Source organism: Bradyrhizobium sp. B039 (assembly GCF_038965675.1).
In the GTDB taxonomy this organism is placed as follows: Bacteria; Pseudomonadota; Alphaproteobacteria; order Rhizobiales; family Xanthobacteraceae; genus Bradyrhizobium; species Bradyrhizobium diazoefficiens.
This window is the reverse complement of the sequence record NZ_CP152416.1, coordinates 8,200,001-8,224,894: the sequence shown is the minus strand read 5'-3', so window position 1 is coordinate 8,224,894 and position 24,894 is coordinate 8,200,001. Positions and strand designations below refer to the sequence as shown.

Genomic DNA, 24,894 nt, shown 5'->3' with positions numbered 1-24,894 from the left:
CCGTCCCATGGTGCTTCATCGCGGCGCCATGCTGAAACGTATCTACGACTGGTGCATCGACGCCGCCCACAAGCCCTACGCGCTCTGGATCATGGGAGCCGTGGCTTTCGCCGAAAGCTCCTTCTTTCCGGTTCCGCCGGATGTGATGCTGATCCCGATGTCGCTGGCGCGCCCGCAGCGCGCCTGGGTCTACGCGGCGGTCTGCACCGCGACCTCGGTGCTCGGCGGCCTGCTGGGCTACGCCATCGGTGCGCTGCTGTTCGACTCGGTCGGCCACTGGCTGATCCAGGTCTATGGCCTCGGCGACAAGGTCGATGCCTTCCGCGCCTCCTATGCGGAGTGGGGTGCGGTGATCATCCTGCTCAAGGGGTTGACGCCGATCCCCTACAAGCTCGTCACCATCACCTCGGGCTTTGCCGGCTACAATATCGGCCTGTTCGTCCTGTGCTCGATCGTCGCGCGCGGCGGACGCTTCTTCATCGCCGCGATCCTGCTCAACCGCTATGGCGACTGGATCCGGGTTCGGATCGAGAAGCATCTCGGTCTGTGGGTTGCGCTCGGTGCCGCCGTGCTGGTGCTCGGCTTCGTGGTGGCGGTCAAGCTGATCTAGAGAATGATCCGGACCCGAAGGGCCGCGTCAGCGCAAAGCGTGAAGCGGTTTTGCGGATAGATCATGCTCGACGGATAACGCATCCGCAGCGCTTTGCCGCTGCGCCGGCTTCGGCTACGGTTGCCGTCATGATGGTTCGATCCGGCAATCCGGCCGTGCGGCTTGGGACGCTGACGTCAGCAGTGCTGCTGCTCCTGCTGGGTGCGGGCGGGACTGGATGGCCGCAATCCGCGCCGCCGGCGCTCGGCTTGCAGGAGCAGGGGCCGCAGGCTGCGCCGCCGCCATCGGCGCCTGCCCCGCCGGCGGGCGGGGAAAATCCTGGGCTGATCAACGAAATGGGCAAGCTGTTCGACAAGCTGCCCTCGATCCTGCCGCCGATCAAAAGTCCGAGCGAGACCATGAATGACCTGTCGCGGCTGGCCACGCCCTCGACCATGGTCTCGGGGCGCGTGGCCTGTCCGGTCTCGTCGAACGGCGCGCCGGATTGCAAGCAGGCCGCCGACCAGCTCTGCCAGGGCAAGGGCTACAAGCAAGGCAAGAGCCTCAACGCCGACTCCGCCGAGAAATGCTCGGCCAAGGTTCTCATCCCGGGCAGGCAACGCAAACCGGACGACTGCCGCACCGATACTTTCGTGACCAGCGCGCTGTGCCAGAACTGACGTGACGACGCCGCGCGCGAGCAACCAGGAGCGCCCATGAGCCGTACGGAGCAGGATTTCCTCGGACAGCGTGAGATCGCCGACGATATTTACTACGGCGTCCAGACCATCCGCGGGAAGGAGAACTTCCACATCACCGGCATTCCGATGAACCAGGAGCCTTACTTCGTGAAGGCGCTGGGTTACGTGAAGAAGGCCGCGGCGATGGCCAATCGCGATCTCGGCGTGATCGACACCAGGGTGGCCGATGCGATCATCCTCGGCTGCGACCGCGTGATTGCCGGCGACATGATGGATCAATTCGTCACCGACTTCATCCAGGGCGGCGCCGGCACCTCGACCAACATGAACGCCAACGAGGTGATCGCCAACCTCGCGCTGGAATCGCTGGGCTTCAAGAAGGGCGACTATCAGCACGTCAGCCCGAACGATCATGTGAACTACGGCCAGTCGACCAACGACACCTATCCGACCGCCTTCCGCCTCGCGCTGATCCTGCGGCTCGAGAGCTACATGACGGCGCTGCGCCAGCTCCAGGAGGCGTTCTTCGCCAAGGGCCGTGAGTTCGACCGCGTGCTGAAGATGGGCCGTACGCATCTTCAGGACGCCGTGCCGATGTCGCTCGGCGCCGAATTCCGCGGCTGGGGTACCACCATGGGCGAGGAGGTCGATCGTATCTCCGAGGCACGGGCGCTGCTGCGCGAGATCAATCTCGGCGCGACCGCGATCGGCACCTCCGTCACCGCGGCGCACGGCTATCCCAAGCTCGCCGTCCGGCATCTGAGCGCGCTGACCGGCATCGACTTCATTCTCGCCGGCGACCTCGTCGAAGCGACCTCGGACACCGGTGCCTATGTGCAGCTCTCCGGCGTGCTCAAGCGCACGGCGAGCAAGCTGACAAAAATCTGCAACGACATCCGGTTGCTGGCTTCGGGCCCGCGCGCCGGCTTCAACGAGATCAACCTGCCGCAGCTCCAGCCGGGCTCCTCGATCATGCCGGGGAAGGTCAATCCCGTGATCCCCGAGGTCGTCAACCAGACCAGCTTCCTTGTCATCGGCCTCGACACCACGGTGACGCTTGCCGCGTCCGCCGGCCAGCTCCAACTCAATGTGATGGAACCGGTGATCTCGTTCGCGCTGTTCTTCTCGATCCGCACCATGGAGCGCGCGGTCAACAGCCTGCGCGAGAACTGCGTCGTCGGCATCACCGCCAACGCGGAGCACACCCGCAACATGGTGCTGAACTCGCTCGGTATCGTCACGGTGCTGAAGCCGCTGCTCGGCTACAAGCAATGCGCCGAGATCGCGCGCGAAGGTTACAAGAGCGGCAAGTCGCTGCACCAGATCGTGGTGGTCGAGCGCAAGCTGCTGACGCAGGAGAAGTGGGACGAGATGTTCTCGTTCGAGCGGCTGATCAATCCGGACCTGATTGCGTGATGTCTCATGGTCATTCCGGGGCGCGCGAAGCGCGAACCCGGAATCCATTTCGCCACGCGTGCGGAGGTCAGATGGATTCCGGGCTCGCGCCTTTCGGCGCCCCGGAATGACGGAAGAGGAATTCCGCGGCTTGGAATTGCGGTAACGGCATCTTCCGCGGCGGCAAAACGCAATACTTGACAGTGGAAAGATTGCCTTGTTGGTATGGCTCCCAACTTCGATTTGACCGCCAATAGAGGATCGTTTCGCGATGTCCATGCCTGCCTTGTTCAAAGGGCGCCTGTCGATCCCCGTGATCGGCTCGCCGCTCTTCATCATCTCGGTGCCCGATCTCGTGATCGCGCAGTGCAAGGCGGGTGTCGTCGGCTCGTTTCCGGCGCTGAACGCGCGGCCGCCCGAGCTGCTCGACGAATGGCTGGCGCGGATCACCGAAGAGCTCGCGGCCTATGATCGCGCGCATCCCGACAGGCCGTCGGCGCCGTTCGCGGTCAACCAGATCGTGCACAAGTCGAACAACCGGCTCGATCACGACATGCAGCTCTGCGCCAAGTACAAGGTGCCGATGATCATCTCCTCGCTCGGCGCGCGCGAGGAACTGAACCAGGCCGTGCACGGCTGGGGCGGCATCGTCTTCCACGACGTGATCAACCAGAAATTCGCGCACAAGGCGATCGAGAAGGGCGCCGACGGCCTGATCCTGGTCGCGGCCGGCGCCGGCGGCCACGCCGGCGTGATCTCGCCGCTGGCCTTCGTGGCGGAAACGCGAAAGTGGTTCGACGGCCCGATCGCGCTGTCGGGCGCAATCGGCAACGGCAAGGCGATCCGCGCCGCGCGCATCCTCGGCGCAGACTTCGCCTATATCGGCTCGGCCTTCATTGCGACCAAGGAAGCCAACGCTGTCGAGAAGTACAAGGAGATGATCGCGGGGTCGACGGCCGACGACATCGTCTATTCCAACCTCTTCACCGGCGTGCACGGCAATTATCTGAAGCCCTCGATCCTCGCCGCCGGCATGGATCCGGAGAACCTGCCGACGTCCGATCCGTCCAAGATGAACTTCGGCACCGACGCCTCCGGCGAGCGCGCCAAGCCAAAGGCCTGGAAGGAGATCTGGGGCTCGGGCCAGGGCATCGGCAGCGTCGACCAGGTTCTGCCTGCCGCCGAGCTGATCGCGCGCTTCAAGAAGGAATACGACGAGGCGATCGATCCGCCGTTGTGAACGGCGGCTATTGCGTATTGCAGCGCGCGTATCTTTCCTCCGTCGTGCTGGACAAGCGCAGCGGAGCGGAGCGCAGATCCAGGACCCATTACCCCAGGGAGTAGTTTGGCGAAGACTCGGAGTTGAGAGTTGCGCGCCACAACTTCTCCCTGGGGTAATGGGTCCTGGCTTTCGCCAGGACGACACTGTCATTGGAACTCCGAGCGTCTCAGCCAACAGAGATCTGCACCATGCCCCCGATCTACCGTGTCGACGGCAACAGTGTCGTCACCAGCCCTGACGCTGCGGGTCCGTGGGACCGGCGCATGCAGCATGGCTCGGCGCCGGCATCGCTGGTGACGTGGGCGGCCGAGCGTATTCCGACGCCTGTTACGATGGACATCGCGCGCGTCACCATCGATCTGATGCGCCCGGTGCCGGTGGCGCCGCTCACGATCGAGACCGAGGTCTTGCGCGAGGGCCGCAAGATTCAGCTCTGCGAAATCAAGCTGCTCGCCGACGGCGTGCAGGTCGTGGGCGCCACAGTGCTGAAGATCAGGCGTCAGGCGCAGGCGCTGCCGGATGACGTCAAGGAAGTCCCGCTCACGCTGCCGTCACCGGAGGATTCGCTGGTCGAGGACGGTCATGCCGCCACCAGCCCGTTCGTGCGCTCGGTCTCGATGCGCGCCGCGCGCGGCCGCTTCGGCCAGGCCGGTGCGGGCGCGATCTGGTTTCGCGTCGACCATCCCCTGATCGAGGGCGAAGCGATCTCGCAGGCCATGCGCGCCGTGGTCGCCGCCGACTTTTCCAACGGCACCGCCTCGACGCTCGACTTCCGCGCCTGGACCTACATCAACGCGGACCTCACAGTGAGCCTTGCGCGCCAACCGGTCGGCGAGTGGATCCTGCTCGACGGCGACTCCTGGATCGGCCCTGATGGCGCAGGACTCGCCATGTCGCGGCTGGCGGATCGGCAGGGCTATTTCGGTCGCGCGGTGCAGAGTTTGGTGATCGAGAAGCGGTGAGCGTGACGGCAAGCGCCGTGATCGCTCCTTGAGCCGAAGGAACGGCAGACTTCCGCCGCCGCGGAAGGGATGCCCTGGTCGCGAGCCTCTTCTCTCTTGTCCGGAGGTCTCTGTTCGACGCCAGCGTCCTGCCTGTTCAACTGCCGTAGACGATCTTGATCTCCCACAGCAGGACAACAATAGCCGTGATCAACGTGATCGCGGCCAACGCACTTTCCAAGGAAGCGACTCTCATTTGATACTCCGCTTCCCAGCCCCATCAGCGGTCTAGTTGATTCGTTGATTCGCCCGCAATCGCTCGGACGGCGTGCCTGAAAAGTCCCTTCCGCGCTGTTGTTCGCCGGTCACAGCGACACCGTAAAATCCCGGGGGCGGGCGCGGGGGCCTGCACGGTGCCGCCTGCCACAAGTTGCAGATCGAGACGACTACCCCACCATCCGGTCCCGCCCGCTCCAGAATCCCGCGCGCAGCACCTTCTTGTCGACCTTGCCGACGCCGGTCATCGGCAATTGCTTGACGAACTGGATCTGCTTTGGCGCATGCGCCGAACCTTTCCGCGTCTTCACGAAATTGATCAGCTCGTCCGGATCGGGCTTTGCGCCTTCGCGCGGCACCACGATGGCGGTGACGGCTTCGCCCCATTTCTCGTCGGGGATGCCGACGACCGCGACCATCGCGACATCGGCGTGCTGCGACAGCACGTCCTCGACCTCGCGCGGAAAGATGTTGAAGCCGCCGGAGACGATCATGTCCTTCTTGCGGTCGAGGATGAACATGTAGCCGCGCTCGTCCTTGCGCGCGATGTCGCCGGTGTGGACCCAGCCGTTGTTCAGCGTCTCGGCGGTGATGTCAGGCCGCTTCCAGTATTCCGCCATCACATGCGGGGCGCGCACGCAGATCTCGCCGGCCTCGCCCGTCTTCACCTCCTGGTCATTGTCGTCGAGGATCCTGACCTCGCAGGCCGCGATCGGGAAGCCGCAGGACAGGAACAGTTCGGGCGTCCGGGGATCATGGTCCTTCTTGCGCAGTACCGAGATCGGATAGCATTCGGTCTGGCCGTAGAGCTGCGAGAACACCGGCCCGATCCGTTCGATGCCCTCGATCAGCCGGCTCGGCGACATCGCGGACGCGCCGTAGAGCACGAGCTCGAGCGAGGAGAGGTCGGTCCTGCTCAGCGCGGGATGGTCGAGCAGCACATAGATCATGGTCGGCACGAACAGCGTGAAGTTGATGCGCTCGCGCGCGATCGTCGCCAGCACGGCCTCGGGATCGAAACCCTTCAGCATGTGCACGGTGCCGCCGCGCATCAGGGTCGGCAGCACCTTGGTGCCGGCGACATGGCTGATCGGGGCGACCGCGAGATAGCGCGCATCTTCCGGGATTTCGAAGTCGGCGAGGATCGCGGCGGCAGCCCCGGCATTTTCGCGGTGGTAGCGCAGCGCGCCCTTGGATTTGCCGGTCGTGCCGCCGGTGTAGTTCAGCGTGGAGAGATCGTCAGGGCCGGCGAGGCAATGAGCGCTGGCATGGCCTTCGATCTCGATCGCCTGCAACAGGTCGACGCCATAGCCGGCCGGGCCCGTGGTGAAGACCGCCTTGAGCCGGCTCGCACTCGCGGCAAGCTCGCCGCCGCGATCGCGGAACGCGGCCGCATCGACCACCAGCACCTCGGCCTCGGAATCCTCGAGTTGGAACAGCTGGTCTCCCCGCGATCCCAGTGGATGCAGCCAGGTGACGCAAAACCTCGACAATTGCGCTGCGACACCCGCGCACCAGGTGTCGGCGCGGTTCGCAGTGAGGAAGGCGACGCGCGCGCCGGGCTGCACTCCAAGCCGCATGAACACGCCCTGGATGCGCCCGATCAGGTCGATGGTGCCCTGATAACTCAGCGATCCGCCAGGCCAGGCGAACGCGGTGCGGCCGGGATAGCGCGCCAGCGCCCGCAGCGCCTGTGCGCAAGTCGGGGACGATGCGTGGAGCGGATCGGACATATGTTTCCTCGCTGCTTTGTCATCGGCTTCTGGCGTGCCAATGTTTGCCGTAACGCTAGCACAGGGAATGCGGGATGGAACGACACAGCCCGCGCGAGGGAGGCATGCGTGACGTCTGATCGGCTGCAACGTTTCCGCGATCGCCTGGCGCTGCCGCTGATCGCCGCGCCGATGTTTCTGGTGTCGGGCGTCGAGCTCATGGTCGCGGCCTGCCAGAGCGGCGTGATCGGCAGCTTTCCCAGCGCGAATTGCCGTAGCGCGGAACAGCTCGACGAATGGCTCCGCGAGATCGAAACGGGCCTGCGCCGGCATGAAGATCAAGCCGGCCGCAAGGCGGCGCCGCTCTGCCCAAACCTGATCGTGCACCGCTCCAATGCGCGGCTGGAGCAGGATCTCGCGGTGCTGCTGCGGCACAGGCCGGAGATCGTCATCACCTCGGTCGGCTCGCCCGCGCCAGTGCTCAAGCCGCTGCATGACGCCGGTGCGCTGGTGTTGGCGGATGTCGCCTCGATCCGCCACGCCGAACGTGCGGCGGAAGCAGGTGCCGATGGACTCGTGCTGCTCACGGCGGGCGCGGGCGGGCAGACCGGCTGGCTCAATCCGTTCGCCTTCGTCCGCGCGGTGCGCGCATTCTACGATGGCATCATCGTGCTCGCGGGCGGCATCAGCGATGGCCGCGCGCTGCATGCCGCGGAAGTGCTCGGCTGCGATCTCGGCTACATGGGCACGAAGTTTATCGCGACGCGCGAGAGCATGGCGGATGATCGTTACAAACGGATGCTGGTCGAGAGCAGCGCCGACGACATCCTGCTGACCACCGCGTTCACGGGGCTTCAGACCAGCATGCTGAAGCCGTCGATCGTCGCTGCGGGGCTTGATCCCGACGACCTGCCGGCGCGCGGGGCGATCGACATCGCCAAGGACATCGACGTCAACGCGCGCGAGAACCGGCCAAAGCGCTGGCGCGATATCTGGAGCGGCGGGCACTCGACATCCGGCGTGACCGATGTGCTTGCGGTTGACGATCTCGTCGCGCGGACGGTCGCAGAATATCGCGCGGCGGGTGGGCGATAGGTTCCTTTCCCTCTCCCCGTATGAACGGGGCGAGGAAGACCAGGCGCCGTCGCATCGATCACAGTTAATCCAGCACGGCTGCATTTCCCCCTCACTTAACGGCAGATTAACCATCGCCCGCCCAGAATCCCCCTCAAGGCCGCCAATCAGGACCGAGAGGGACAGGCGATGGATTTCGATTTTCTCAACTCCAAGACGGCGGCTTCGCTGGACGAAATCCGCGTCCGCGTGGCCCATGCGCTGGCCCGCCACCCGCTGTGCCGCAATGTGCGCTTCGATATCGTCAGCGTCCCCCGCACCCGCCGGGGCGGCAACTGGACGGTGACGCTGCAATCGGTCGAGCCGCGCGCGGTCTGGGAGGCCTCCGAAATCGTCGCGGACATCCAGGATGCCTACGATCTGGCCTCAGCTGCTTGATTTTACTCGGCTTTTTAGTCGTGTCGCCATAGGCATGGTGATTGTCGCCGCAAAGGCACACTCAAGCCTTAATTCGTTCCTTTTTCCCGGGCACCGTTGACAACATCGTGAACCGCCCCTCCCCCTCGGAGAGACGTTTGTCCAAAGCCATCACCATCGTCGTTCTGACCTGTTTCCTCGTCCTCGGTGCCGCCACCACCGCCATTGTCGGACGCGACAGCGTGCCCAGCGTTAGCGCCGAGATGATAACCCAGGCCCCGCCGAAACCGCTCGCGACCAACCGCGCCGCCAAGGCCGACCGTCTGGTTCCGACCCTGGCGCTTGCCTCGGCCGCGATCGAGCCGGTCCAGGTGCCCGCCGACAAGCTTGCGCAGGCGCCGGTGCTGACCGAGCCGCTGCGTCAGGCCTTTGCCGCCGCCACTCCGTCCGATTTTCCGATGTCCAAGACGGGTTCATCGGCGAGCGTGAACGAGGCGCCCACGGCGGAAGCTCCCGCCGTCGAAGTCCCGGCCAAGCCGAAAGTCGTCGCCAAGCCGCAGCCGCAGAAGTCCTATTCGCTGCTCTCCGACGTTCAGATTTCGGGCATCAAGGATCGTCTGAAGCTGTCGTCGTCGCAGGAATATTACTGGCCTTCGGTCGAGACGGCGCTGCGCAACGTCGTCCGCAGGATCCAGGCGAACAAGCTGTCGAATCCGAACGCGCCGCCCGGCGCGCAGATCGATCCGAACTGCGACGAGGTCCAGCAGTTGAAGTCGGCCGCGATGCCGCTCCTGTTCCAACTGCGTGACGACCAGAAAGAGGAAGTGCGCAAGCTCGCCCGCATCATTGGGCTCGAGAAGGTCGCGCAGCAGATCTGACGCGCGGTTTCCCGAAGAGATCATGCTCAAACAATGAGCTGAGGCGCGGTGGCAAGCCATCGCGCCGAGGGAACCGTCGATATCAGGAACATCCGGCAATCTCCAGGCGTTGCCCGCTCCAAAAGAGGGAGTGGACCAATGCGCGCCTCGACAGCCTATTTCGTCGGTGCCGGAACCATCGTCGCGGCCATCGCCATTGGTCTCGGTGGCGGCATCGTCGCCGGCAACATCATGAATCCGATCGCGCCCAAGCAGGGGCCGGATGCCGGCAAGCTGGCGCAGCGCACGGAAGCGGCTATCGCGCCGGTCCAGAGCAATGCGCCGTCGGAGCGCGTGCAATATCTCACCGGCTCGCAAGCCTTCGGCGCGATGATCGCCGCGCCCGCGCAGGCGCGGGACGACGCCAAGCCTGAGACAAGGCCCGACACGCAGGTCACTCCGGCGAACGCCGAGCTGCCTGCGCCACAGCCGTCGCAAGCGGCCGCGGTCGAGCCGCCGAAACCGGCATCGCCATCGCCTCCGCAGGCCGCAAAGCCCGTCGAACAGCAGGCTTCGACAGAGCCGTCCTCCTCACCTGACAACGCCTATGCCAAGGCGAGGGATTTTGACGTGAAGCATGCCGCGTCCGAACGGCGCCGGATGGATCGGCGCGAGCGTTGGTCCGAGCGTCACCGCTATGAGTCCCGCGATCCCCGCGGCATGCGCGACCGGACCGATTGGGACGACGTGGCCCGCAACATCCGCCAAGATTCAGACGCGCGCGATTACGCGGGCCGGCCGCGCGGCAGCTTCCCGCAGATCAGGCTGTTCGGCCCCGACGACGACTAGCACCTAACCCAGGATCGCGGTCGCTGCGCGCTCGGCAATCAGGATCGTCGGCGTCTGGATGTTGCCGGAGATCATGATCGGGATCAACGAGGCGTCCGCGATATGCAAGCCGTCAATGCCTCGCACCTGCAACCGCTGCGGATCGACGACGGCGAGATCGTCCGTGCCCATCCGGCAGCGCCTCGTCATTTCGGGATGCGCGCGCAGCACGCAGGCCCGGAATCCATTTATCCGCGGTGACCGCAGCGCGATGGATTCCGGGCTCGCGCCGTTGGCGCGCCCCGGAATGACCGCTAGCTCAGCCCCCGTGCGACTCCACCACCTTGCGGCAGCCGTCCGAAAGCTTCGACTTGTTCTCGCGCAGGCAGGCGTTCATCTGCGGCGGCTTGCCGACATGTTCGGCGCAGAATTTGCTGGCGTCGCCGCGGCAGGCCATCTGCTCCTGCAGCGTCGGACCGGATTGTGCCGCGGCGGGCAGGGCGGTGGCGGCAAGCAGCAGCGCGGCAAGGATCGAAATCTTCATAAAACACCTCTTTGGGCTTGTCGGTGGTCCCGTTCGGGATCAAGCGGGCGGACCATCTCGCGGAGGCCTGGTGCCGGTCCATGCCATGTTCATGGCATCGGATCGCGCTTCTGGCCTGCGTACCCCCATCTTCATGGCATGTATCCGTACGCCGTCTTTTGCCATTCAGACTGCACGTCGGCTGCGAACCCGGTGATTGCACCGGGACGCCGAACGGGAAGCAGGAGAGCAAGATGTCGAAAAGAGCGGGAGTGCTGAGCGCCGGGCTGACGATCATGGCGCTGGCGGGTGCGGCGATGGTGTCGCTGGGCACGAGCCCGGCGCAGGCGGTGGTCTATTGCAAGACGGTCGGCGTGCCCAAGGGCTGCGTGGTGCGGCCGACGGCGGCGGTGGTGGTCGCGCCGGGAGCCCCGGTCGCGGCGGCTGCGGTCGCGACGCCCGGCGTCGGTGCGCCCGGTGTCGGCGTACGTGCCGGCACGCCGATGAATCGCGGCGGCCCGGTCAATCGCGTCGGTGTTCGCTGACGATCTCGTTCGATTGAGTTGATTGCATCGCTTCGGGCGACGTGATGACCCTGCGGACGAACCCCCCGTCCTCCGCATGAAGATCATCCGGCCCGTTCCCTCTCTCCGTACGTCCCACACGTTCGGGGAGGGGGGCTTTTCAGCCGGCAGCGGCGTCGCTGTCGGGAAAGATTTGCGGCAATTGCAGCCGCACCCGCGTGCCCGAGGCATCCGAGCTCAGATCGAGCACCGCGCCGCAGCGCGCGGCGCGGCTTCTCATGTTGCGCAAGCCCCGCGCGGTCTGGCTCGCGCCCGCGGCCTCGCAATTGCCGGCCAGCGCAAAACCGCGGCCGTCGTCGGTCACGCTGATCACGCCGCACGGCCCCTGGTCCGCGTCGAGCGTCTCGATCATGACCGCGATATTGCCGGCGTGCGCGTGCTTGACCGCATTGGTCACGGCCTCGTCGAGGATGCGCACGATCTGGATGACGTGCCATGGCCTGAGCTCGGGATGCAGCGGCAGGCCCTGCGGCATCGCCACGCGCCAGTCGAGCGCGATGTCGTGCGGGCGCAATTGCATCGCCGCGCGCTCGCGCCAGGAGCCGAGCGCGAGCATGAGGTCGCCGCCGATGTCGTCCATGGAGTCGATGACGAGACGGAGATCCTTCAGCGCCGCGCGGGCGGCGTCCGTGATGGTCGCACCCTCATGGCCGCGCTCGGACAGCGCGACGATGCTGACGAGCTGGCCGCCGAGGCCGTCATGCAGGTCGCGCATCAGCCGCGTGCGCTCGTTGGCGAGCGCGGCGGCCCGGGCGCGCGCCTCCTCGCGGGCAAAGCTCGCCTTCAGCCGCTCCTCGGCCTCGCGCACGCGCGTCACGAGCTGGCCGGCAAAGCTGTCGACCTGGTTCAGCGCGCGGGCGAAGCGCCAGGTCAGGCCGGCGCCGATCGCGACCAGCATCGCCGAATAGGACAGGCGCGAGACGAAGATGCGTTCGTTGGTGACGATCTCGGACACCGACAGCATGTCGTGGACCCAGCAGGTCAGCACGATGCTCACCGCGCAGCCGAGCGTGAAGCTCGCGGCATCCTGCCGCCGCACAACCGCGGCCGCGGAGACGCAGGCCATCAGGAACAGGCAGACCCCGACCGTGGGGATGCCAAGCAGGAGAAACAGAATGCGCGGCAGTGGCGGCCCGGCGATCAGCCCGACCACGAACACGACGATGCCCGGCGCGAACAGCAGCGCGCCGTAACGCGGCCAGCGCCAGCCGAAGAACAGCACGCCGAACACGACGATCAGCGCGCTCTCGGTCGGTGCCGATGCCAGCAGCACCGCGGCAAGCCGCGACGTGGTGGCCGGCGGCACCGGCGGCGGAACGAACGCCTGCAGCACGCCGAGCACCATCGCCGCCGCCAGCACGCCGTAGACCGGCTCGCGGCGCCGCATCAGCCACATGATCGCAAGGATGACAGCGAGGATGGACTGCCAGGCGGAGAACACCACCGGCAACGTGACGAACAGCAGCGTGCGTGTCTCATAGGCGGGACGCAAGGCTGCATCGGGACCGACATAGACGGTGTCGAGAAAACCCTTCAAGGGTCCCCATACGAACAGCCGTACCGTGATCTCGTTGCCGCCGTCACGCAGCAGCGATGCGGGAATGAGCGCGATGAGCGGCGTGTTACGGTCCGGCCGGTTGGCGTTGAAATCGCGGCGGGAATCGAGCACGACGACACCGTTGACGGCGACCTCCACCGCATTGCTGAAACGCGGCAGGAACACCGACCATCCCGTCGCCGCATCGCCGCGCCCAACCGTGAAGGCACCGGTGTAGAGCGGCGGATCGGCCAGAGAGTAACGCGACGAGGTGAAGTGCGGCAGCGTCACGGGACGGCTCGCGCCGTCCTCCCGCAGCGAAAATCCGCTCAAGGCAAAATCGTCGGGGTCGCTCGGCTGGAGCAGCCGCAGCCCGAGGATGGTGGCGATCACGATCAACGCCTGGAGCAGCAGGTAAGGCACGAGGCGCGCGGCCAGCAGCCGGCGCCGCGCGGGTTTGGCCGGTGCCTTCGCCGCGATCTCGCTCACAGCTTGATCAGGCCCTGCTGGACGGCCTCGAACACCGCTTCGCTGCGCGTGTGGACCTCGAGCTTGCGATAGATGTTCTTGATGTGCCCGGGCACGGTCTGCCTGGACAGGCCGAGATGGCTTGCGATCTCGGCATAGCTGAAACCTTTGGCGATGCCCCAGAGGATGTCGATCTCGCGCGGGGTCAGTCTTGCGGTGTTGAGTGCGGGGCCCGGGGGCGGCTCCGCCGAATTTTGCGTTCGCCGCACGATGAAACGTGCGATCGAGGCCGAGATCGGGGAATGGCCGGCGACCAGATCGCGCACGGTGGTGGCGATATCGGTGGGGAAAGCGTCCTTGAGCAGGTAGCCGGTGGCGCCGACCGTGATCGCGGAGATCACACTCTCCTCGTCGCCGAGCGCCGAGATCACCATGATCTCGGTGTCGGGAAAGCGCTGCCGGACCTCGCGGATCAGCTCGACGCCATGGCCGTCGGGAAGCTTGAGATCGGTGAGCAGCACGCGCGGTGCCGCCTCGCCCAGCGCTGACCGGGCCTCTCCCAGCGTGCCGGCGCTGCGCACCTCGTAGCCGGCCTTGACCAGCGCATCCTGCAGCCGCCAGCAGGTCGGCGCGTCATCCTCGACGAGGAGGATGGTGATGGCGTCACCCGTCTCGCCCTGTTCGCTCATGTCCATCGTCCCGCACCGCGTGTCCCCCGCGGCGCACGGCAAGTTTACCCGCAGCAGGCACGCCGCGACACCCATAATCATGGGGGCCGCAATGAGGCGGCGTCCCGGACGCCTACTGCTTCGTCGCGGCCGGTTTGTCCGTCGGCATCGGCAGGCTCGGCAGTCGCTGCACGATGATGCGCGCGGTGCCGGCATTGTTCTTGTAGAACTGCTCATAGGGCCCCTGGACCGCGTCGAGCATCGCCGGCCGCAACGCTGCCGGCAGCAGTGCTGGGTAAATCTGCACGGCGTCGTTGACGTAGAAGAACAGATCGCCGGCGTCGGGCGCGACGAATTCGGCCACCAGCCGTCCCGACAGTTTCTGGTCCTCCCAGATCGTGCGCGCCGTGGGATCCTTCGGCACCGGGTCGAAAGGTCCGAGCTTGCTGACAGCGAGCTTGAGCGGATTGTTGTCGGGGAGTGCCTCGAACTCCTTCGTCTTGTCCAGCTGGGTCGGATACCTGCCCTTGCGCTTGTCCGCATCGTCCTCGGCCGGAATGGTCGGATTCATCCGGCGCGGCAATTCCTCGGCCGGCATGACGTTGACGGCCTGCAGCGGAATGTCGCTCATTCCCTTCGTGCCGATGCGCACCACGGGCTGGAACCAGGCGGCGCCGAACTGACGGAGCGTCGGCAGGGCGAGGTAGTGAGGCGTGAAATAGGTCATGAAGCCGTTCGTGCCGCTCATGATGGTGCGGTCGAACCAGGGATCCTCGATCTCGACCCAGACGCGGTATTTGCGGCCCTTCTCGACCGCAAGGCCGCTCCACCAGCAAAACTCCCTCGTCGCGAAGCGGCCGGGCGCATCGACCGGCTCGTCGGGCACCGGCGTCCCGGCCTCCGGCCCGGGCGTCGCGCAGATATTTCCGGTCGCGGTGCGGGCCGTGAAGACGCTGGTCGCTCCGATTAGCAGTGCGGCGTAGAAGATGATGAACAGGAAGATGCCCGGCAGCACGAGCCTGACGAAGAACCAGCGGGCCGGCCCCGCATTCAGCCGCATCCATCGGGCGAAGCGGAGCAGCATGCCGGGCTCGTCGACATGCCGCCGGCTTGCCATGCGGTGCGGCCTGCTCCAGGCCAGCCGCGCGCGTTCCTGGATGGTGTCGCGCAGCACCGTGTTCCTGCGCCAGATCAGGTAGGTGATGGCCAGGACGGTCGAGGTGGCGAACGGGTAATACAGCGTGATGTCGAGCCACGGCGCCGCATAGGATGGCAGAACGTTCCTGACGAGATTGGCGAGCGGACCCAGCACGGCGCCAACGAGCCAATCGATGGTGGCGATGACGTGCAGCACCACCGTGCCTTGCAGACCGTTATCCTTCGACACCCCGATCAGGCTGCGGGCGATCCACGGCCAGACCGCGATCACGCCGACCATGAACAGCAGCGAGAAATAGGCGACGCGCCGCCACCACACGGTGTCGCGCGTGAGCCTGGCCATTTCGGCGCTGGGCGTGCTCATGCGCGTGAACGCTTCGGCCTCGCTTTCGCGCCGCGGGCCCTTGGCTTTCGCCAGATAGGCCTGCTTCATCACCCCGCGGGTACTGTCCGCGATGAGGTTCAGCTTGCTGCCGTCCGGCATCAGCACCAGCGCGTCCGCCGGCAGCATGATCGGCGCGTAGTCGTCGCAGCCGAACAGCATGCGTTCGATGACGGCGAAGTGCACCACCGGCAGCCCGCCATTGACCTCACCGGCGAGGACCGGGCGTGGTCCGTAACGATAGAGCACGGCGGCGCCGCTGCGCGAATCGTGCTTCGGTCCGATCGCCGATTGGTAGTCCCTGAAGTGCTCGATCTCGCCGTCCTGGAAACGGAGCCGGCCTTCGAGCTGATCGGTCATCCAGACCAGCGGCACGAAGGACAGCGTGGAATCCGGATAGCCGCCGCCGACGTCGGAATGGACGCCGGTGAACCACACCTCCTTGACCGTCTGGTCGGCCGCCAAATGGCTCTGGTCGATCCGCAGCGGATGGAAGGTGGTGCGCTCGTCGTCCAGCGCCAGCGCATGACAGATGTGCTTCACCTTGCGCGAGGGCCGGTGATTGCGGAACGAGATCGGCCAGATCGCCCAGTCGATCGCGACGCGCAGCTCCTCGATCGGGACGCCGAAGGCCTCGACCGTGTCGAACAGCCCCATGAATTCGATGTCGACGTCCTTGCGACCGTTCATCGCCGCCCGGACATCGGCGTAGGAACGGTGACCGCAGATCGAATGATAGAGATAGAGCAGGAAATCGCGGATGAAGCGCGCGATCCAGATCGTCGGCAGGCTCTTCTTCCATGGCACGGTGTCGCGGCGGTATTCCCGCCACGCGGCCATGGCGTTGCGCCCCATCTCCTCATGCGACACCGGCGTGCCTTCGATCTCCGCCGGCACCAGGCCCTGGCTCGCGATCATGGACGCCAGCGTGCGCGCGGTGAAGGCGCCGCGGCTGAAGCCGAAGATGTAGATCTCGTCGCCCTCGCGCCAGTTCCAGCACAGGAAGCGGTAGAGCTTGCGGACGTTGGAGGGCACGCCGAAACCGGTTGCGCCGTCGAGCGCGGCGAGCGGCGCCCAGCCGGCGGTGCCGACACCCTTGATGTAGTGGGTGATCTGGTCCGGCTGGGTGTGGTCGAGCGCCTCGTAGAGACGCCAGACGCTGGATTCCTGGGCTGTGAACGCATTGCCCGTGCCGTCGGCGAACAGCACCAGCTTGCGTTTCGACCGGGCGGCGTCGGCCGTCCCGCCGGCATTCATCCTGCTATGCGGGTGTTCCGGTCCGGCAGTATCAGCGGTCCGCGCGCCATCCTGATCTGGCATGGGCTCCTCCGGCAATTTCACGAGGAAGCGCTTCAGGCCCGAGCCGGCACTCCTCGGACTCAATCAACGATTGCGTTATAAAATGGGATGTATTCTGCGCATAGTCCCGCTGAGGTAGCAAGCAGGAACGCGCGGTCTCGCCGCGGTCGGACGTCGCGGAATGACGGTCGCGAAAAGCATTTGGTTTTGCTGGTCGGCGTGCCGGACGGCGAGGGGAAGCGATGTCGCTCTTCGTAGGGTGGGGTAGCGTCAGCGTAACCCACCTCTTCTGCTTCGGCGGATAGGGAAGTGGTGGGTTACGGCTTCGCCCAACCCACTCTACAAGCCTACAATGTCTCCACCCGCGGCGGCGGATAGCGCCGCGCCAGTGCCGACAGCGGCAGGTGCCGCTCGCCTTCCGGCAGCTCCAGAAAGGCCAGCACGAGTGGCCGCTTCCAGTCGCCGATGCCGAAATCCATCGCCGTCCATTTCTGCGGCTCGGGGCCTTCGAGGCCCCGGACCCAGACGAAATAGCGGGGGAGGTCGTCGATGTCGGCTTCCGTCGTGCGTCTCCTGGCCATCAAAGCTGCTCGCTGCAACACCACGTTGCTGCAGGATATAGGTATCGACTTGGCGAAGTCGAACGCGCCGACGATCGTTCGTACCGGCACGCACGCGGCCTTCTGCCGGCACAGCGCGTCCGGGAGGCCGAGGCGAGTCGACGTTTCTCGTCACTGCCAGAGCCGACTCTCCGCAACCCGGTTGATGTCGGCGAGCCGCCGGTCCGCGTCGGCATTCAGATCGATGCTTGCGACCAGCGCCAGCAGGCGGCGATAGGCGCCGTCGGCAATTTCGACCGGCAGCGGGGCCTCGTCAAAGGCCTCGACATAGCTGCCGACGAGACTGCTCAACAGGCGGCACAGGCCGCGCTGGGATGGATGGTCCCGGCCGAGCATCTCGAGCTTCTGCTGAAAGATCCGGAAGGTGCGCAAACCGTGGTGCTGCTGCGAAAGCCACGTGTGCAGGTCGTTCATGTGAGCCTCTTCGAATGACGGAAGAAGCTACCGGTTTATAAAGTGGGGACGGGAGGATGGGAAGGGATTGAGCTACGTTGAGCCAGTCCGTCTTCGCCAAGAGGCTTCGCCGGACACGCTTCGCCCTTCGGTCTCGCATGGCTGCGCCACGCGAAGCCCGAAGGGCGAAGCGTGGTGCCCCTGGCCGGAATCGAACCAGCACTCCTTGCGGAACTCGATTTTGAGTCGAGCGCGTCTACCAGTTCCGCCACAGGGGCCCTCGGTCGGCCCCCAAAGCGAGCGTCGCGAAGCCGGCGGACTATAGCCATGGACAAAGCGGGGTCAACCCGCGCCAAAGTGATCCCGGCTGTTCTCGACAGCCGCTTGGGCCGGGGTTAGAGGCTAAGGAAAGCGACCGACCGGAAGAGGCTGCCGTGACGACCCAGAGTGCCGCAATACCTGCATTCAAGCCGGCGGCCACGAGCCCCGCCCTGATCGCCTCGCTGCTCGTCACGCTGATTGCGGCAGCCACGATCGCGGGCGCCTGGTTCTTCCAGCTCGTGCTGGGGATTGTGCCTTGTCCGCTCTGCCTGGAGCAGCGCTACGCCTATTATCTCGCGATCCCGCTCGGCGCGCTGACCGCGCTTGCGGCGAGGAGCGGCGCGCCGCGACCACTGCTGCTCGCGGGGCTTGCGATCCTCGCGCTGGCGACGCTCGCCAATGCCGGGCTCGGCACCTACCATTCCGGCGTCGAATGGGGGTTTTGGAAGGGGCCGACCGACTGCTCCGGCCCGGTCGTCAATCTCGGCAGCGCCAATGATCTGCTCTCGCGGCTCGACACCGTGAAGGTGGTGCGCTGCGACGAGGTGCAGTGGCGCTTCCTCGGCCTTTCGCTCGCCGGCTACAACGTGCTGATCTCGCTGCTGATGGCCGCCATCGCCGCTTGGGGTTTTGCAGCGACGGCGAAGCGTACGTAGCTGCCGTAGGGTGGGCAAAGGTGCGCTCCTTACGCGCCGTGCCCACCATTCATCAACATTCACGCCAGTTGTTGGTGGGCACGCTGCGCTTTGCCCACCCTACGCGAGCTGCGTCCGCTCAATCGTCCACGTCGTCCTGCGTGCGCCCGAACAGGTGCACGATGCCGGGCGTCGCGATCGTCACGAACACGAAGCGCGACAGGTGATGGGCGCCGACGAAGATCGGGTCGATGTGCAGCGTCAGGGCCAGGGCCAGCATGGCGTCCATCGCGCCCGGCGCGAAGGCGACGACGACGTCCGAGAACTTCACCTGCGTGGTGAGGGCGACGATGCCGACGAAGATCGCCGAGACGGCGATTGCCACGGCAAATGATCCCAGCGCCGCGTTGATGTGGCCGGCGAGGGTCTTGATTCGCATCCGCGCGAAACGGCTGCCGATCAGGGCGCCGATGCCGATCAGCGCCACGCCGCGCACCCAGTTCGGCAGGCCGCCCTCGACCCAGCCGGCGCCATGCAGCACGCTGGAGGCGATCATCGCGCCGAACATCCAGCTCGCCGGAAACCTGATCAGCCGCAGGACGAGCGCCGCGGCCAGCGAGGCCGCGACCAGCTCCACGAGATCGAGCGGCGAGGCAATGGCCGTCGTCAGGGACGGCGCAGCGGAAGGCGCCACGCCCGCGAGCGCCAGCACCATCGGCAGCGCGGCGGTGAGGATGATGACGCGCATGGTCTGCACCACCGCGATGCCCGGCAGGTCGGCGCCGCGCTCGACCGCCAAAATCGTGATCTGCGACAGCGCGCCGGGGCTGCCGGCGAGGAAGGCCGAGGTGCGATCCCAGCCATGGACGCGCTGGAGGTAATAGCTCGAGCCGAAGGTGGAGCAGAAGGTCGCAAGTGCGAGCAGGCCGATGGTGAGGGGATAGGCGCTGACTTGCTGGATCAGGTGGCGCGAGACGACCGAGCCCAGCGAGATGCCGAGCAGCACCAGCACGGTCTGGGTCAGGATCGGCGGCAGCGTCAGCTGGCGGCCGGCGATCGCGGCGATACCAACCGCGATCATCGAGCCCGAGATCAGCCCACCGGGGAGATTGGCGACGAGAAACACGAGGCCGCCGGCAGTGCCGATGACGAGTGTCTCCACCGTGCTCAATATCTTGGCACGGCTCGGCCATTCGAACGGCAGGGAGGCGGTGATTTGCTTCACGCCACCTTATCGCAAATCGGCGAGAAGCGCACAATTGCGGCTAGGTCATGCCGCAATGCGCACGCGTCTCGCCGAAGCCGGGGGGTGACTGATTTACTTTTTGTCCGCGGCAGCCGGCGCGGCCGAGCCGGCCTTGGCGGTCTTGATGCATTCGGAGCGGAATTTCTTGCGCTCCTTGCCATGCAGCCCCTTGGCATCCGCCTGCTTGGAGCATTCGAGCGACTCGGCCGAGTGCTCCTTTGGTGCCTTCTTGTCCGTGGGCGCGGCGGTTGTGGTCTTGGTGTCGGTCTTGGCGGCCGGCGCGGCGGTCTGCGCAAAGGCGGTGCCGGTGGCGAGCAGGGAGGCGAGGGCGACGGCGGCGAGGCGAGAGGCGAGGGTCATGGTGTTGCACTCTTCTTGGGAAAATGGCGAAGGGCTGGAACGTCGGCTCGCGTTGCTGAACGCGACATGAATGAGCCGAGTGACGGGATCACTATATTTTGGCGGCGAAAGCCATCGCATCCTTGTCGCAAGCGACCGGCACGCTAGGATAGCAATCCTCGTTTAACTTCCGTCGGGGAAGACCAAGGAGGAGACCTAGGGATGACCATTCAGACAAAATTGTTGTGTGCGATCGTGGCGTCGGGTGTCGCGGCATTGGTGGCCGCCGCGCCGGCACAGGCGCTGACCTCGCAGGAGTGCAGCGCGAAATATCAGGCGGCCAAGAAGGACGGCTCGCTCGGCACCATGAAGTGGAATGACTTCCGCAAGGCCCAGTGCGGCGCGGACGCGACGCCTGCCGCTGCGCCGACCGCGGCTGCTCCGGCTGCGCCCGCCGCTCCTGCAGAGCCGAAGCAGGCAAAGAAGGAGGCAGCCCCCGCCGCCGCGCCGGCGCCGAGCCTGCCTGCCGGTCCCGCGATCTATCCGAACGCGATCGATCCGAAATACGCCAAGGAAACTGCCGGCAAGGCCCGCCTGCACACCTGCGTCGACCAGTACAACGCCAACAAGACCACCAACGGCAATGGCGGCATGAAGTGGATCGAGAAGGGCGGCGGCTATTATAGCGAATGCAACAAGAAGCTGAAGGGCGCCGCCTGAGCTTCGACTTGACGCGATGGCCGGAGCAAGGCTCCGGCCATCGCGTCTGAGGCATGATCCGGAAAACTGCACAGCGGTTTTCCGGAAAGATCATGCTCAAACAATGGTCTAAAGCGCGATGGCGATTCGTCCTGATCGCATCGCGCTTTAGATCAGCAGCTTCTCGGCCGATTTCGCCACGAGCTGTGATCGCTTGCGCGGACCGCGCTCGACGAACAGCAGGCTCTGGCCGAAGATGAAGCAGTAGAACAGGAAGGCCTGCGCCTCGGCATCCTCGGCCTCGAGGCCGGTCGCGCGATAGAGCTCGGCGACGTGCTTGAGCCGCGCCGCATCCACGCTCGCCACCGCCGCCGCGGCGTTCTCGTCCGAACGGGCCCATTGCCGGATCGCCAGCTCGATCGCCATGCCTTCCGGGTTGAGCCGCTCGGAGTAGAGCTGGATCACCGCCTTCAGCCGTTCGCGGGGCGCCTGCCCGTCGAGGCTCGTCTGCTGCGCGATCGCCGCCGTGCGCCCCTCGCGCCAGCGCTCCAGCATGGCCGCGAGCAACGCGGCGCGGTCGGCGAAGCGGCGGTAGAAGCCGCCCTTGGTGACGCCGAGGTTCTTGGCGAGCACCTCGACCCGCACCCCCTCGACCCCCGAGCGGGCGAGCTCGGTAAATCCCGCCTCGACCCAGACATCGCCCTTGCCGTCGCTCATGAAGAAAGCCCATCCGGTTCTTGATACGGTACCGTATTGCTAACGCGGCGAGGCCCTGATACGCTACCGTATCAACAATCAAGGGGCAGAAAAGCGCAGGGAGAAATTGCGATGGAGCAGGAGGCAACCTATCGCGGCACGGTCTATCCGTGGCAATGCGATCATGTCGGCCACATGAACATCATGTGGTATGTCGGCAAATTCGACGAGGCCAACTGGAATCTGTTCGCCCGCCTTGGGCTGACGCCGAGCTACTTGCGCAGCTCCGGTCGCGGCATGGCCGCCGTGCAGCAGAACATCACCTACAAGCGTGAGCTGCTGGCCGGCGACATCGTCGAGATCCGCAGCCACCTGCTCGAGGTTCGCGACAAGTCGATCCGCTTCCGGCACGACATGACGAACGCCGAGACCGGCGAGATCGCTGCGTTCTGCGAGATCACGGGCGTGCATATGGACCGTGAGCTGCGAAGGTCCGCGCCGTTCACCGATGCCATCCGCGACGCCGCTTTGAGGCATCTTGCCGAACCGGCCGAGGCTTGAGCCATGACCGCGTTCGAGCCGAAAAACCCGGGCTATCGCGCCGCGGCCATCGCCATGTTCGACGGCCAGCCGGCGATGCGCACGCTCGGCATCACGATCGTCCGCCTTGGGCCGGGCGAGGTCGAGCTGGCGATGCTGCATTCGCCTGAATTCACGCAGCAGAACGGATTTATCCATGCCGGCATCATCACGGCCGGGCTCGACAATGCCTGCGGCGTTGCCGCCTTCACCCTGATGCCGCACAAGGCCGATATCCTCACCGTCGAGTTCAAGACTACGCTGCTCGCACCTGCCCGCGGCACGCGCTTCGTCTTCAAGGCCGAGGTGGTCAAGCCCGGCCGCACGCTGACCTTCTGCGAGGCCAGGGCCTTTGCCGAGCACGAGGGCAAGACCACGCTGATCGCCACCATGACCGGCACCCTGATGGCGATGCTGCCCCGCGTTGCGGCTTCGCCCGAGGTGCGTGCGTCCCGCGCATAGCGGCGATTGACAAGCCTGCCGGCGCATCCCTTGATGCGTTCGTCATGCTCGCAAGCCTCGGCCTCATCCTGCTCTGCCAGTTGATCGGCGAAGCCGTCGTGCGCGGCCTCGGCCTGCCGCTGCCGGGACCCGTGCTCGGCCTGCTGCTGCTGCTGATCCTGCTGCTCGCGCGCGACCGCCTTGCGCTGTTGGCGCGCGGGCCGTTGCGCAACGGCGGCGTGGAGACTGCTGGCAAGGGATTGCTGGCTCATCTGTCGCTGCTGTTCGTGCCGGCCGGCGTCGGCGTCGTCCAGGAGCTCGATCTGCTCGCATCGCACGGCGTCGCCATCATCCTCGTGCTCGCGCTCTCTGTGGTTGTCACGCTGCTTGCGACGGTGCTCACCTTCCGCCTCGTCAGCCGCCTCCTGAGGCAACAGGACGCCCGATGAAGGACAACCCGTTCTCGCTATGGGTCTATCTCTCGCAGTCCCCGCTGCTGTGGCTGACCGTGACCCTGCTGGTCTATGCGAGCACGGATGCGGTGTCGCTGGCGAGCCGGCGCCATCCGCTCGCCAATCCCGTGCTGCACGCGATGTGGATCATCGGTGTGTTCCTGCTCGTAACGGGCACCTCCTACACTACCTATTTCGCCGGTGCGCAGTTTGTGCATTTCCTGCTGGGGCCCGCCACCGTCGCGCTCGCCGTGCCGCTCTACGAGAACCGCAAGCGCGTGGTCTCATCCATCGTGCCGATGCTGGTAGCGCTCGTTGCCGGCTCGGTCACGGCGGTGGTGTCGGTGGTGCTGCTGGCCGAGCTCGCCGGGCTGCCGCGCGACGTCGTGCTGTCGCTGGCGCCGAAATCGGTCACGGCCGGCGTTGCCATGGGCATCGCCGAATCCCTGCACGCCGATCCCTCGCTGGCGGCGGTTGCGGTCATCCTCACCGGCATCATGGGCGCGATCATCGTGACGCCGCTGATGAACCGCACCGGCGTCACCGATTTCAGGGCGCGCGGATTTGCCGCCGGCCTTGCCGCGCACGGCATCGGCACCGCGCGCGCGTTCCAGGTGGACGAGATCGCCGGCGTCTTTTCCGGCATCGCCATGAGCCTGAACGCTTTGGTGACCTCGTTCCTGGTCCCGCTGGCGGTCACGCTGCTGGTGCGATGACATCGCCGCTGCGACACTCTATATGAGGCGTAACACTTCCCGGTCCCCAACCGTATTTGGGGGGATGGGACCGAAATGGGACGAGATATGGCTGGATTCAGGAATAAGGGCCTTGTGCCGACGCGGCGCGCCGCGCTGACGCTGATCGGGGCGGGCGCCCTCGCGGCGGGCGGCATCACCTCGGCGCTGGCAGCCGCCGCCGATGACGAGGTGCTGACCGAAACCAAGGTGCTGCGCGATCCGGACACGCCCGTCGCCGGCAATCCCGAGGGCAATATCACCATCGTCGAATGGTCCGACTACAATTGCCCCTATTGCCGCAAGCTCGAGCCCGAACTGCGCCAGGTCGTCCAGGACGACGGCAAGGTGAGGCTGGTGATGAAGGACTGGCCGATCCTCGGGCCGGTGTCGGTCACGGCGGCGCGGATCGCGCTCGCGGCGAAATTCCAAGACAAGTACCATCAGGCCCATGACGCCATGATGGGCGTCAGCTCGCGCCTGACCGAGCCGCGCATCAATGAGCTTCTGGCGGCTGGCGGCGTCGACATGGACCGGCTGAAGCGCGATCTCACCGACCACGCCAAGGACATCGACGCCATCCTCAAGCGCAACAACGAGCAGGCCGAAGCCTTCGGCTTCCGCGGCACCCCGGCCTTCATTGTCGGCAAGTACCGCGTGCCCGGCGTGCTCAGCATGACCGAATTCGAGCAGGTCATCGCCGACGCGCGCAAGGCCAAGATGAACTAAGGCGCTCGCCGCAACTGACACGCCCAATACGAAGGCGCCGCCGCGGACCGCGACGGCGCCTTGTTCATGATGTCAGCGAGGTTACTTCGACGAGATGCGGACCCAGTCCTTGTGCGCGCGATCGCGCAGAGCATCCCAGTCGGCCTTTGCGACATCCCAGTTCACGATGGTGCGATTGGTGGTCGCGACCTCGCCATTGGCGACGGATGAGGTCTGCATGGAGTCATAGACATAGACGCCGCCCGCGAGAAGCAGCGCGCCCAAAATCATTCCGAAAAAAGTCTTCATAGCGAACCTCCGGTGTCGCGCCGATAACGTC

At 65.8% G+C, this 24,894-nt stretch carries 28 protein-coding genes, 1 tRNA gene and 1 pseudogene; 17 read left to right on the top strand and 13 right to left on the bottom strand.

Annotation, left to right across the window (positions count from 1 at the left end):
* The first annotated feature begins 7 nt into the window (after positions 1–7).
* The 5 genes from AAFG50_RS38755 (at position 8) to AAFG50_RS38735 (ending at position 4,929) form a co-directional block, all read left to right on the top strand.
* Positions 8–610: a YqaA family protein gene (locus AAFG50_RS38755; protein ID WP_161533195.1), complete on the top strand. Its 603-nt coding sequence runs from the start codon at positions 8–10 to the stop codon at positions 608–610.
* A gap of 128 nt (positions 611–738) precedes the next feature.
* Positions 739–1,269, top strand: coding sequence for a hypothetical protein (locus AAFG50_RS38750; RefSeq protein ID WP_028173589.1), 531 nt, complete (start codon positions 739–741; stop codon positions 1,267–1,269).
* A 36-nt stretch (positions 1,270–1,305) separates the two neighbouring features.
* Positions 1,306–2,706 (top strand): aspartate ammonia-lyase, encoded by a 1,401-nt coding sequence (locus AAFG50_RS38745; RefSeq protein ID WP_028173588.1) that lies wholly within the window; start codon positions 1,306–1,308, stop codon positions 2,704–2,706.
* 250 nt (positions 2,707–2,956) lie between these two features.
* Positions 2,957–3,925: a nitronate monooxygenase family protein gene (locus tag AAFG50_RS38740; RefSeq protein WP_011084145.1), complete on the top strand. Its 969-nt coding sequence runs from the start codon at positions 2,957–2,959 to the stop codon at positions 3,923–3,925.
* A gap of 230 nt (positions 3,926–4,155) precedes the next feature.
* Positions 4,156–4,929 (top strand): thioesterase family protein, encoded by a 774-nt coding sequence (locus AAFG50_RS38735; RefSeq protein WP_028173587.1) that lies wholly within the window; start codon positions 4,156–4,158, stop codon positions 4,927–4,929.
* 425 nt (positions 4,930–5,354) lie between these two features.
* On the opposite strand, the gene AAFG50_RS38730 is transcribed toward AAFG50_RS38735, so the two are convergent.
* Positions 5,355–6,917, bottom strand: a complete 1,563-nt coding sequence (locus AAFG50_RS38730) for an AMP-binding protein (RefSeq protein WP_028173586.1) — start codon at positions 6,915–6,917, stop codon at positions 5,355–5,357.
* Positions 6,918–7,025: 108 nt separating this feature from the next.
* Between AAFG50_RS38730 and AAFG50_RS38725 the strand changes: the two genes are divergently transcribed.
* The 4 genes from AAFG50_RS38725 (at position 7,026) to AAFG50_RS38710 (ending at position 10,093) form a co-directional block, all read left to right on the top strand.
* Entirely contained in the window at positions 7,026–7,991 is a 966-nt protein-coding gene (locus tag AAFG50_RS38725; protein WP_028173585.1) for a nitronate monooxygenase, read from the top strand.
* Positions 7,992–8,159: 168 nt separating this feature from the next.
* On the top strand, positions 8,160–8,408 hold the full coding sequence (locus AAFG50_RS38720) for a hypothetical protein (RefSeq protein WP_028173584.1): 249 nt from the start codon (positions 8,160–8,162) through the stop codon (positions 8,406–8,408).
* Positions 8,409–8,545: 137 nt separating this feature from the next.
* Positions 8,546–9,265, top strand: a complete 720-nt coding sequence (locus AAFG50_RS38715) for a hypothetical protein (RefSeq protein WP_028173583.1) — start codon at positions 8,546–8,548, stop codon at positions 9,263–9,265.
* 138 nt (positions 9,266–9,403) lie between these two features.
* Entirely contained in the window at positions 9,404–10,093 is a 690-nt protein-coding gene (locus AAFG50_RS38710; RefSeq protein ID WP_028173582.1) for a hypothetical protein, read from the top strand.
* 3 nt (positions 10,094–10,096) lie between these two features.
* On the opposite strand, the pseudogene AAFG50_RS38705 reads toward AAFG50_RS38710, so the two are convergent.
* Both AAFG50_RS38705 and AAFG50_RS38700 read right to left on the bottom strand, forming a co-directional pair.
* Positions 10,097–10,270, bottom strand: a pseudogene (locus tag AAFG50_RS38705) (GMC oxidoreductase); the annotation flags it as partial.
* 121 nt (positions 10,271–10,391) lie between these two features.
* On the bottom strand, positions 10,392–10,616 hold the full coding sequence (locus AAFG50_RS38700) for a cysteine rich repeat-containing protein (protein ID WP_028173581.1): 225 nt from the start codon (positions 10,614–10,616) through the stop codon (positions 10,392–10,394).
* Between the two features lie 233 nt (positions 10,617–10,849).
* Between AAFG50_RS38700 and AAFG50_RS38695 the strand changes: the two genes are divergently transcribed.
* A complete protein-coding gene (locus tag AAFG50_RS38695) occupies positions 10,850–11,140 on the top strand; it encodes a hypothetical protein (protein WP_028173580.1) in 291 nt (96 codons plus the stop codon).
* Between the two features lie 139 nt (positions 11,141–11,279).
* Here AAFG50_RS38695 and AAFG50_RS38690 read toward each other — a convergent pair whose 3' ends face one another.
* The 6 genes from AAFG50_RS38690 to AAFG50_RS38665 all read right to left on the bottom strand — a co-directional run bounded on the left by AAFG50_RS38690 (position 11,280) and on the right by AAFG50_RS38665 (position 17,982).
* Entirely contained in the window at positions 11,280–13,205 is a 1,926-nt protein-coding gene (locus AAFG50_RS38690; protein WP_028173579.1) for an ATP-binding protein, read from the bottom strand.
* Complete coding sequence (locus AAFG50_RS38685) at positions 13,202–13,873, bottom strand: response regulator transcription factor (protein ID WP_028173578.1); 672 nt, start codon at positions 13,871–13,873, stop codon at positions 13,202–13,204. Before AAFG50_RS38685 ends, AAFG50_RS38690 begins: the two co-directional genes overlap by 4 nt.
* A 112-nt stretch (positions 13,874–13,985) precedes the next feature.
* Positions 13,986–16,712 carry a DUF2235 domain-containing protein gene (locus AAFG50_RS38680; protein ID WP_039186634.1) on the bottom strand — a complete coding sequence of 909 codons (2,727 nt, stop codon included), beginning with the start codon at positions 16,710–16,712 and terminating at the stop codon, positions 13,986–13,988.
* 326 nt (positions 16,713–17,038) lie between these two features.
* Positions 17,039–17,272 (bottom strand): hypothetical protein, encoded by a 234-nt coding sequence (locus tag AAFG50_RS38675; RefSeq protein WP_028173576.1) that lies wholly within the window; start codon positions 17,270–17,272, stop codon positions 17,039–17,041.
* A 150-nt stretch (positions 17,273–17,422) separates the two neighbouring features.
* Positions 17,423–17,725 (bottom strand): hypothetical protein, encoded by a 303-nt coding sequence (locus AAFG50_RS38670; RefSeq protein WP_028173575.1) that lies wholly within the window; start codon positions 17,723–17,725, stop codon positions 17,423–17,425.
* Positions 17,726–17,897: 172 nt separating this feature from the next.
* Positions 17,898–17,982 (bottom strand) — tRNA-Leu (locus tag AAFG50_RS38665).
* Between the two features lie 156 nt (positions 17,983–18,138).
* On the opposite strand from AAFG50_RS38665, the gene AAFG50_RS38660 reads away from it, so the two are divergent.
* A complete protein-coding gene (locus AAFG50_RS38660) occupies positions 18,139–18,681 on the top strand; it encodes a disulfide bond formation protein B (RefSeq protein WP_011084158.1) in 543 nt (180 codons plus the stop codon).
* A 118-nt stretch (positions 18,682–18,799) separates the two neighbouring features.
* Here AAFG50_RS38660 and AAFG50_RS38655 read toward each other — a convergent pair whose 3' ends face one another.
* Entirely contained in the window at positions 18,800–19,885 is a 1,086-nt protein-coding gene (locus AAFG50_RS38655) for an AbrB family transcriptional regulator (protein WP_028173574.1), read from the bottom strand.
* A gap of 93 nt (positions 19,886–19,978) precedes the next feature.
* Positions 19,979–20,266, bottom strand: coding sequence for a PsiF family protein (locus AAFG50_RS38650; protein WP_028173573.1), 288 nt, complete (start codon positions 20,264–20,266; stop codon positions 19,979–19,981).
* Positions 20,267–20,467: 201 nt separating this feature from the next.
* Here AAFG50_RS38650 and AAFG50_RS38645 point away from each other — a divergent pair, with 201 nt between their 5' ends.
* Positions 20,468–20,965 (top strand): hypothetical protein, encoded by a 498-nt coding sequence (locus AAFG50_RS38645; RefSeq protein WP_028173572.1) that lies wholly within the window; start codon positions 20,468–20,470, stop codon positions 20,963–20,965.
* Between the two features lie 147 nt (positions 20,966–21,112).
* On the opposite strand, the gene AAFG50_RS38640 is transcribed toward AAFG50_RS38645, so the two are convergent.
* Entirely contained in the window at positions 21,113–21,661 is a 549-nt protein-coding gene (locus tag AAFG50_RS38640; RefSeq protein ID WP_028173571.1) for a TetR/AcrR family transcriptional regulator, read from the bottom strand.
* A 111-nt stretch (positions 21,662–21,772) separates the two neighbouring features.
* On the opposite strand from AAFG50_RS38640, the gene AAFG50_RS38635 reads away from it, so the two are divergent.
* From AAFG50_RS38635 to AAFG50_RS38615, 5 genes are all read left to right on the top strand, one after another.
* Entirely contained in the window at positions 21,773–22,201 is a 429-nt protein-coding gene (locus tag AAFG50_RS38635) for an acyl-CoA thioesterase (protein WP_028173570.1), read from the top strand.
* A 3-nt stretch (positions 22,202–22,204) separates the two neighbouring features.
* Complete coding sequence (locus AAFG50_RS38630) at positions 22,205–22,681, top strand: PaaI family thioesterase (protein WP_028173569.1); 477 nt, start codon at positions 22,205–22,207, stop codon at positions 22,679–22,681.
* A gap of 44 nt (positions 22,682–22,725) precedes the next feature.
* The gene (locus AAFG50_RS38625; RefSeq protein ID WP_028173568.1) at positions 22,726–23,109 is read left to right on the top strand and encodes a CidA/LrgA family protein; all 384 of its coding nucleotides are present in this window, start codon (positions 22,726–22,728) and stop codon (positions 23,107–23,109) included.
* Positions 23,106–23,828, top strand: a complete 723-nt coding sequence (locus tag AAFG50_RS38620) for an LrgB family protein (RefSeq protein ID WP_011084166.1) — start codon at positions 23,106–23,108, stop codon at positions 23,826–23,828. Before AAFG50_RS38625 ends, AAFG50_RS38620 begins: the two co-directional genes overlap by 4 nt.
* Positions 23,829–23,915: 87 nt before the next feature.
* Positions 23,916–24,575: a DsbA family protein gene (locus tag AAFG50_RS38615; RefSeq protein ID WP_028173567.1), complete on the top strand. Its 660-nt coding sequence runs from the start codon at positions 23,916–23,918 to the stop codon at positions 24,573–24,575.
* Positions 24,576–24,656: 81 nt separating this feature from the next.
* Here AAFG50_RS38615 and AAFG50_RS38610 read toward each other — a convergent pair whose 3' ends face one another.
* Positions 24,657–24,863 carry a hypothetical protein gene (locus AAFG50_RS38610; RefSeq protein ID WP_027544339.1) on the bottom strand — a complete coding sequence of 69 codons (207 nt, stop codon included), beginning with the start codon at positions 24,861–24,863 and terminating at the stop codon, positions 24,657–24,659.
* Positions 24,864–24,894 lie beyond the last annotated feature (31 nt).

What these genes read in the sequence shown, in the direction of transcription:
- AAFG50_RS38710 (WP_028173582.1), top strand. Translation starts at nt 9,404, where the DNA reads ATGCGCGCCTCGACAGCCTATTTCGTCGGTGCCGGAACCATCGTCGCG.
- AAFG50_RS38610 (WP_027544339.1), bottom strand. Translation starts at nt 24,863, where the DNA reads ATGAAGACTTTTTTCGGAATGATTTTGGGCGCGCTGCTTCTCGCGGGC.
- AAFG50_RS38735 (WP_028173587.1), top strand. Translation starts at nt 4,156, where the DNA reads ATGCCCCCGATCTACCGTGTCGACGGCAACAGTGTCGTCACCAGCCCT.
- AAFG50_RS38680 (WP_039186634.1), bottom strand. Translation starts at nt 16,712, where the DNA reads ATGCCAGATCAGGATGGCGCGCGGACCGCTGATACTGCCGGACCGGAA.
- AAFG50_RS38625 (WP_028173568.1), top strand. Translation starts at nt 22,726, where the DNA reads ATGCTCGCAAGCCTCGGCCTCATCCTGCTCTGCCAGTTGATCGGCGAA.
- AAFG50_RS38685 (WP_028173578.1), bottom strand. Translation starts at nt 13,873, where the DNA reads ATGAGCGAACAGGGCGAGACGGGTGACGCCATCACCATCCTCCTCGTC.
- AAFG50_RS38640 (WP_028173571.1), bottom strand. Translation starts at nt 21,661, where the DNA reads ATGAGCGACGGCAAGGGCGATGTCTGGGTCGAGGCGGGATTTACCGAG.
- AAFG50_RS38700 (WP_028173581.1), bottom strand. Translation starts at nt 10,616, where the DNA reads ATGAAGATTTCGATCCTTGCCGCGCTGCTGCTTGCCGCCACCGCCCTG.
- AAFG50_RS38720 (WP_028173584.1), top strand. Translation starts at nt 8,160, where the DNA reads ATGGATTTCGATTTTCTCAACTCCAAGACGGCGGCTTCGCTGGACGAA.
- AAFG50_RS38620 (WP_011084166.1), top strand. Translation starts at nt 23,106, where the DNA reads ATGAAGGACAACCCGTTCTCGCTATGGGTCTATCTCTCGCAGTCCCCG.
- AAFG50_RS38630 (WP_028173569.1), top strand. Translation starts at nt 22,205, where the DNA reads ATGACCGCGTTCGAGCCGAAAAACCCGGGCTATCGCGCCGCGGCCATC.
- AAFG50_RS38740 (WP_011084145.1), top strand. Translation starts at nt 2,957, where the DNA reads ATGTCCATGCCTGCCTTGTTCAAAGGGCGCCTGTCGATCCCCGTGATC.
- AAFG50_RS38615 (WP_028173567.1), top strand. Translation starts at nt 23,916, where the DNA reads ATGGCTGGATTCAGGAATAAGGGCCTTGTGCCGACGCGGCGCGCCGCG.
- AAFG50_RS38745 (WP_028173588.1), top strand. Translation starts at nt 1,306, where the DNA reads ATGAGCCGTACGGAGCAGGATTTCCTCGGACAGCGTGAGATCGCCGAC.
- AAFG50_RS38670 (WP_028173575.1), bottom strand. Translation starts at nt 17,725, where the DNA reads ATGAACGACCTGCACACGTGGCTTTCGCAGCAGCACCACGGTTTGCGC.
- AAFG50_RS38730 (WP_028173586.1), bottom strand. Translation starts at nt 6,917, where the DNA reads ATGTCCGATCCGCTCCACGCATCGTCCCCGACTTGCGCACAGGCGCTG.
- AAFG50_RS38650 (WP_028173573.1), bottom strand. Translation starts at nt 20,266, where the DNA reads ATGACCCTCGCCTCTCGCCTCGCCGCCGTCGCCCTCGCCTCCCTGCTC.
- AAFG50_RS38645 (WP_028173572.1), top strand. Translation starts at nt 20,468, where the DNA reads ATGACCATTCAGACAAAATTGTTGTGTGCGATCGTGGCGTCGGGTGTC.
- AAFG50_RS38675 (WP_028173576.1), bottom strand. Translation starts at nt 17,272, where the DNA reads ATGGCCAGGAGACGCACGACGGAAGCCGACATCGACGACCTCCCCCGC.
- AAFG50_RS38695 (WP_028173580.1), top strand. Translation starts at nt 10,850, where the DNA reads ATGTCGAAAAGAGCGGGAGTGCTGAGCGCCGGGCTGACGATCATGGCG.
- AAFG50_RS38635 (WP_028173570.1), top strand. Translation starts at nt 21,773, where the DNA reads ATGGAGCAGGAGGCAACCTATCGCGGCACGGTCTATCCGTGGCAATGC.
- AAFG50_RS38750 (WP_028173589.1), top strand. Translation starts at nt 739, where the DNA reads ATGATGGTTCGATCCGGCAATCCGGCCGTGCGGCTTGGGACGCTGACG.
- AAFG50_RS38755 (WP_161533195.1), top strand. Translation starts at nt 8, where the DNA reads ATGGTGCTTCATCGCGGCGCCATGCTGAAACGTATCTACGACTGGTGC.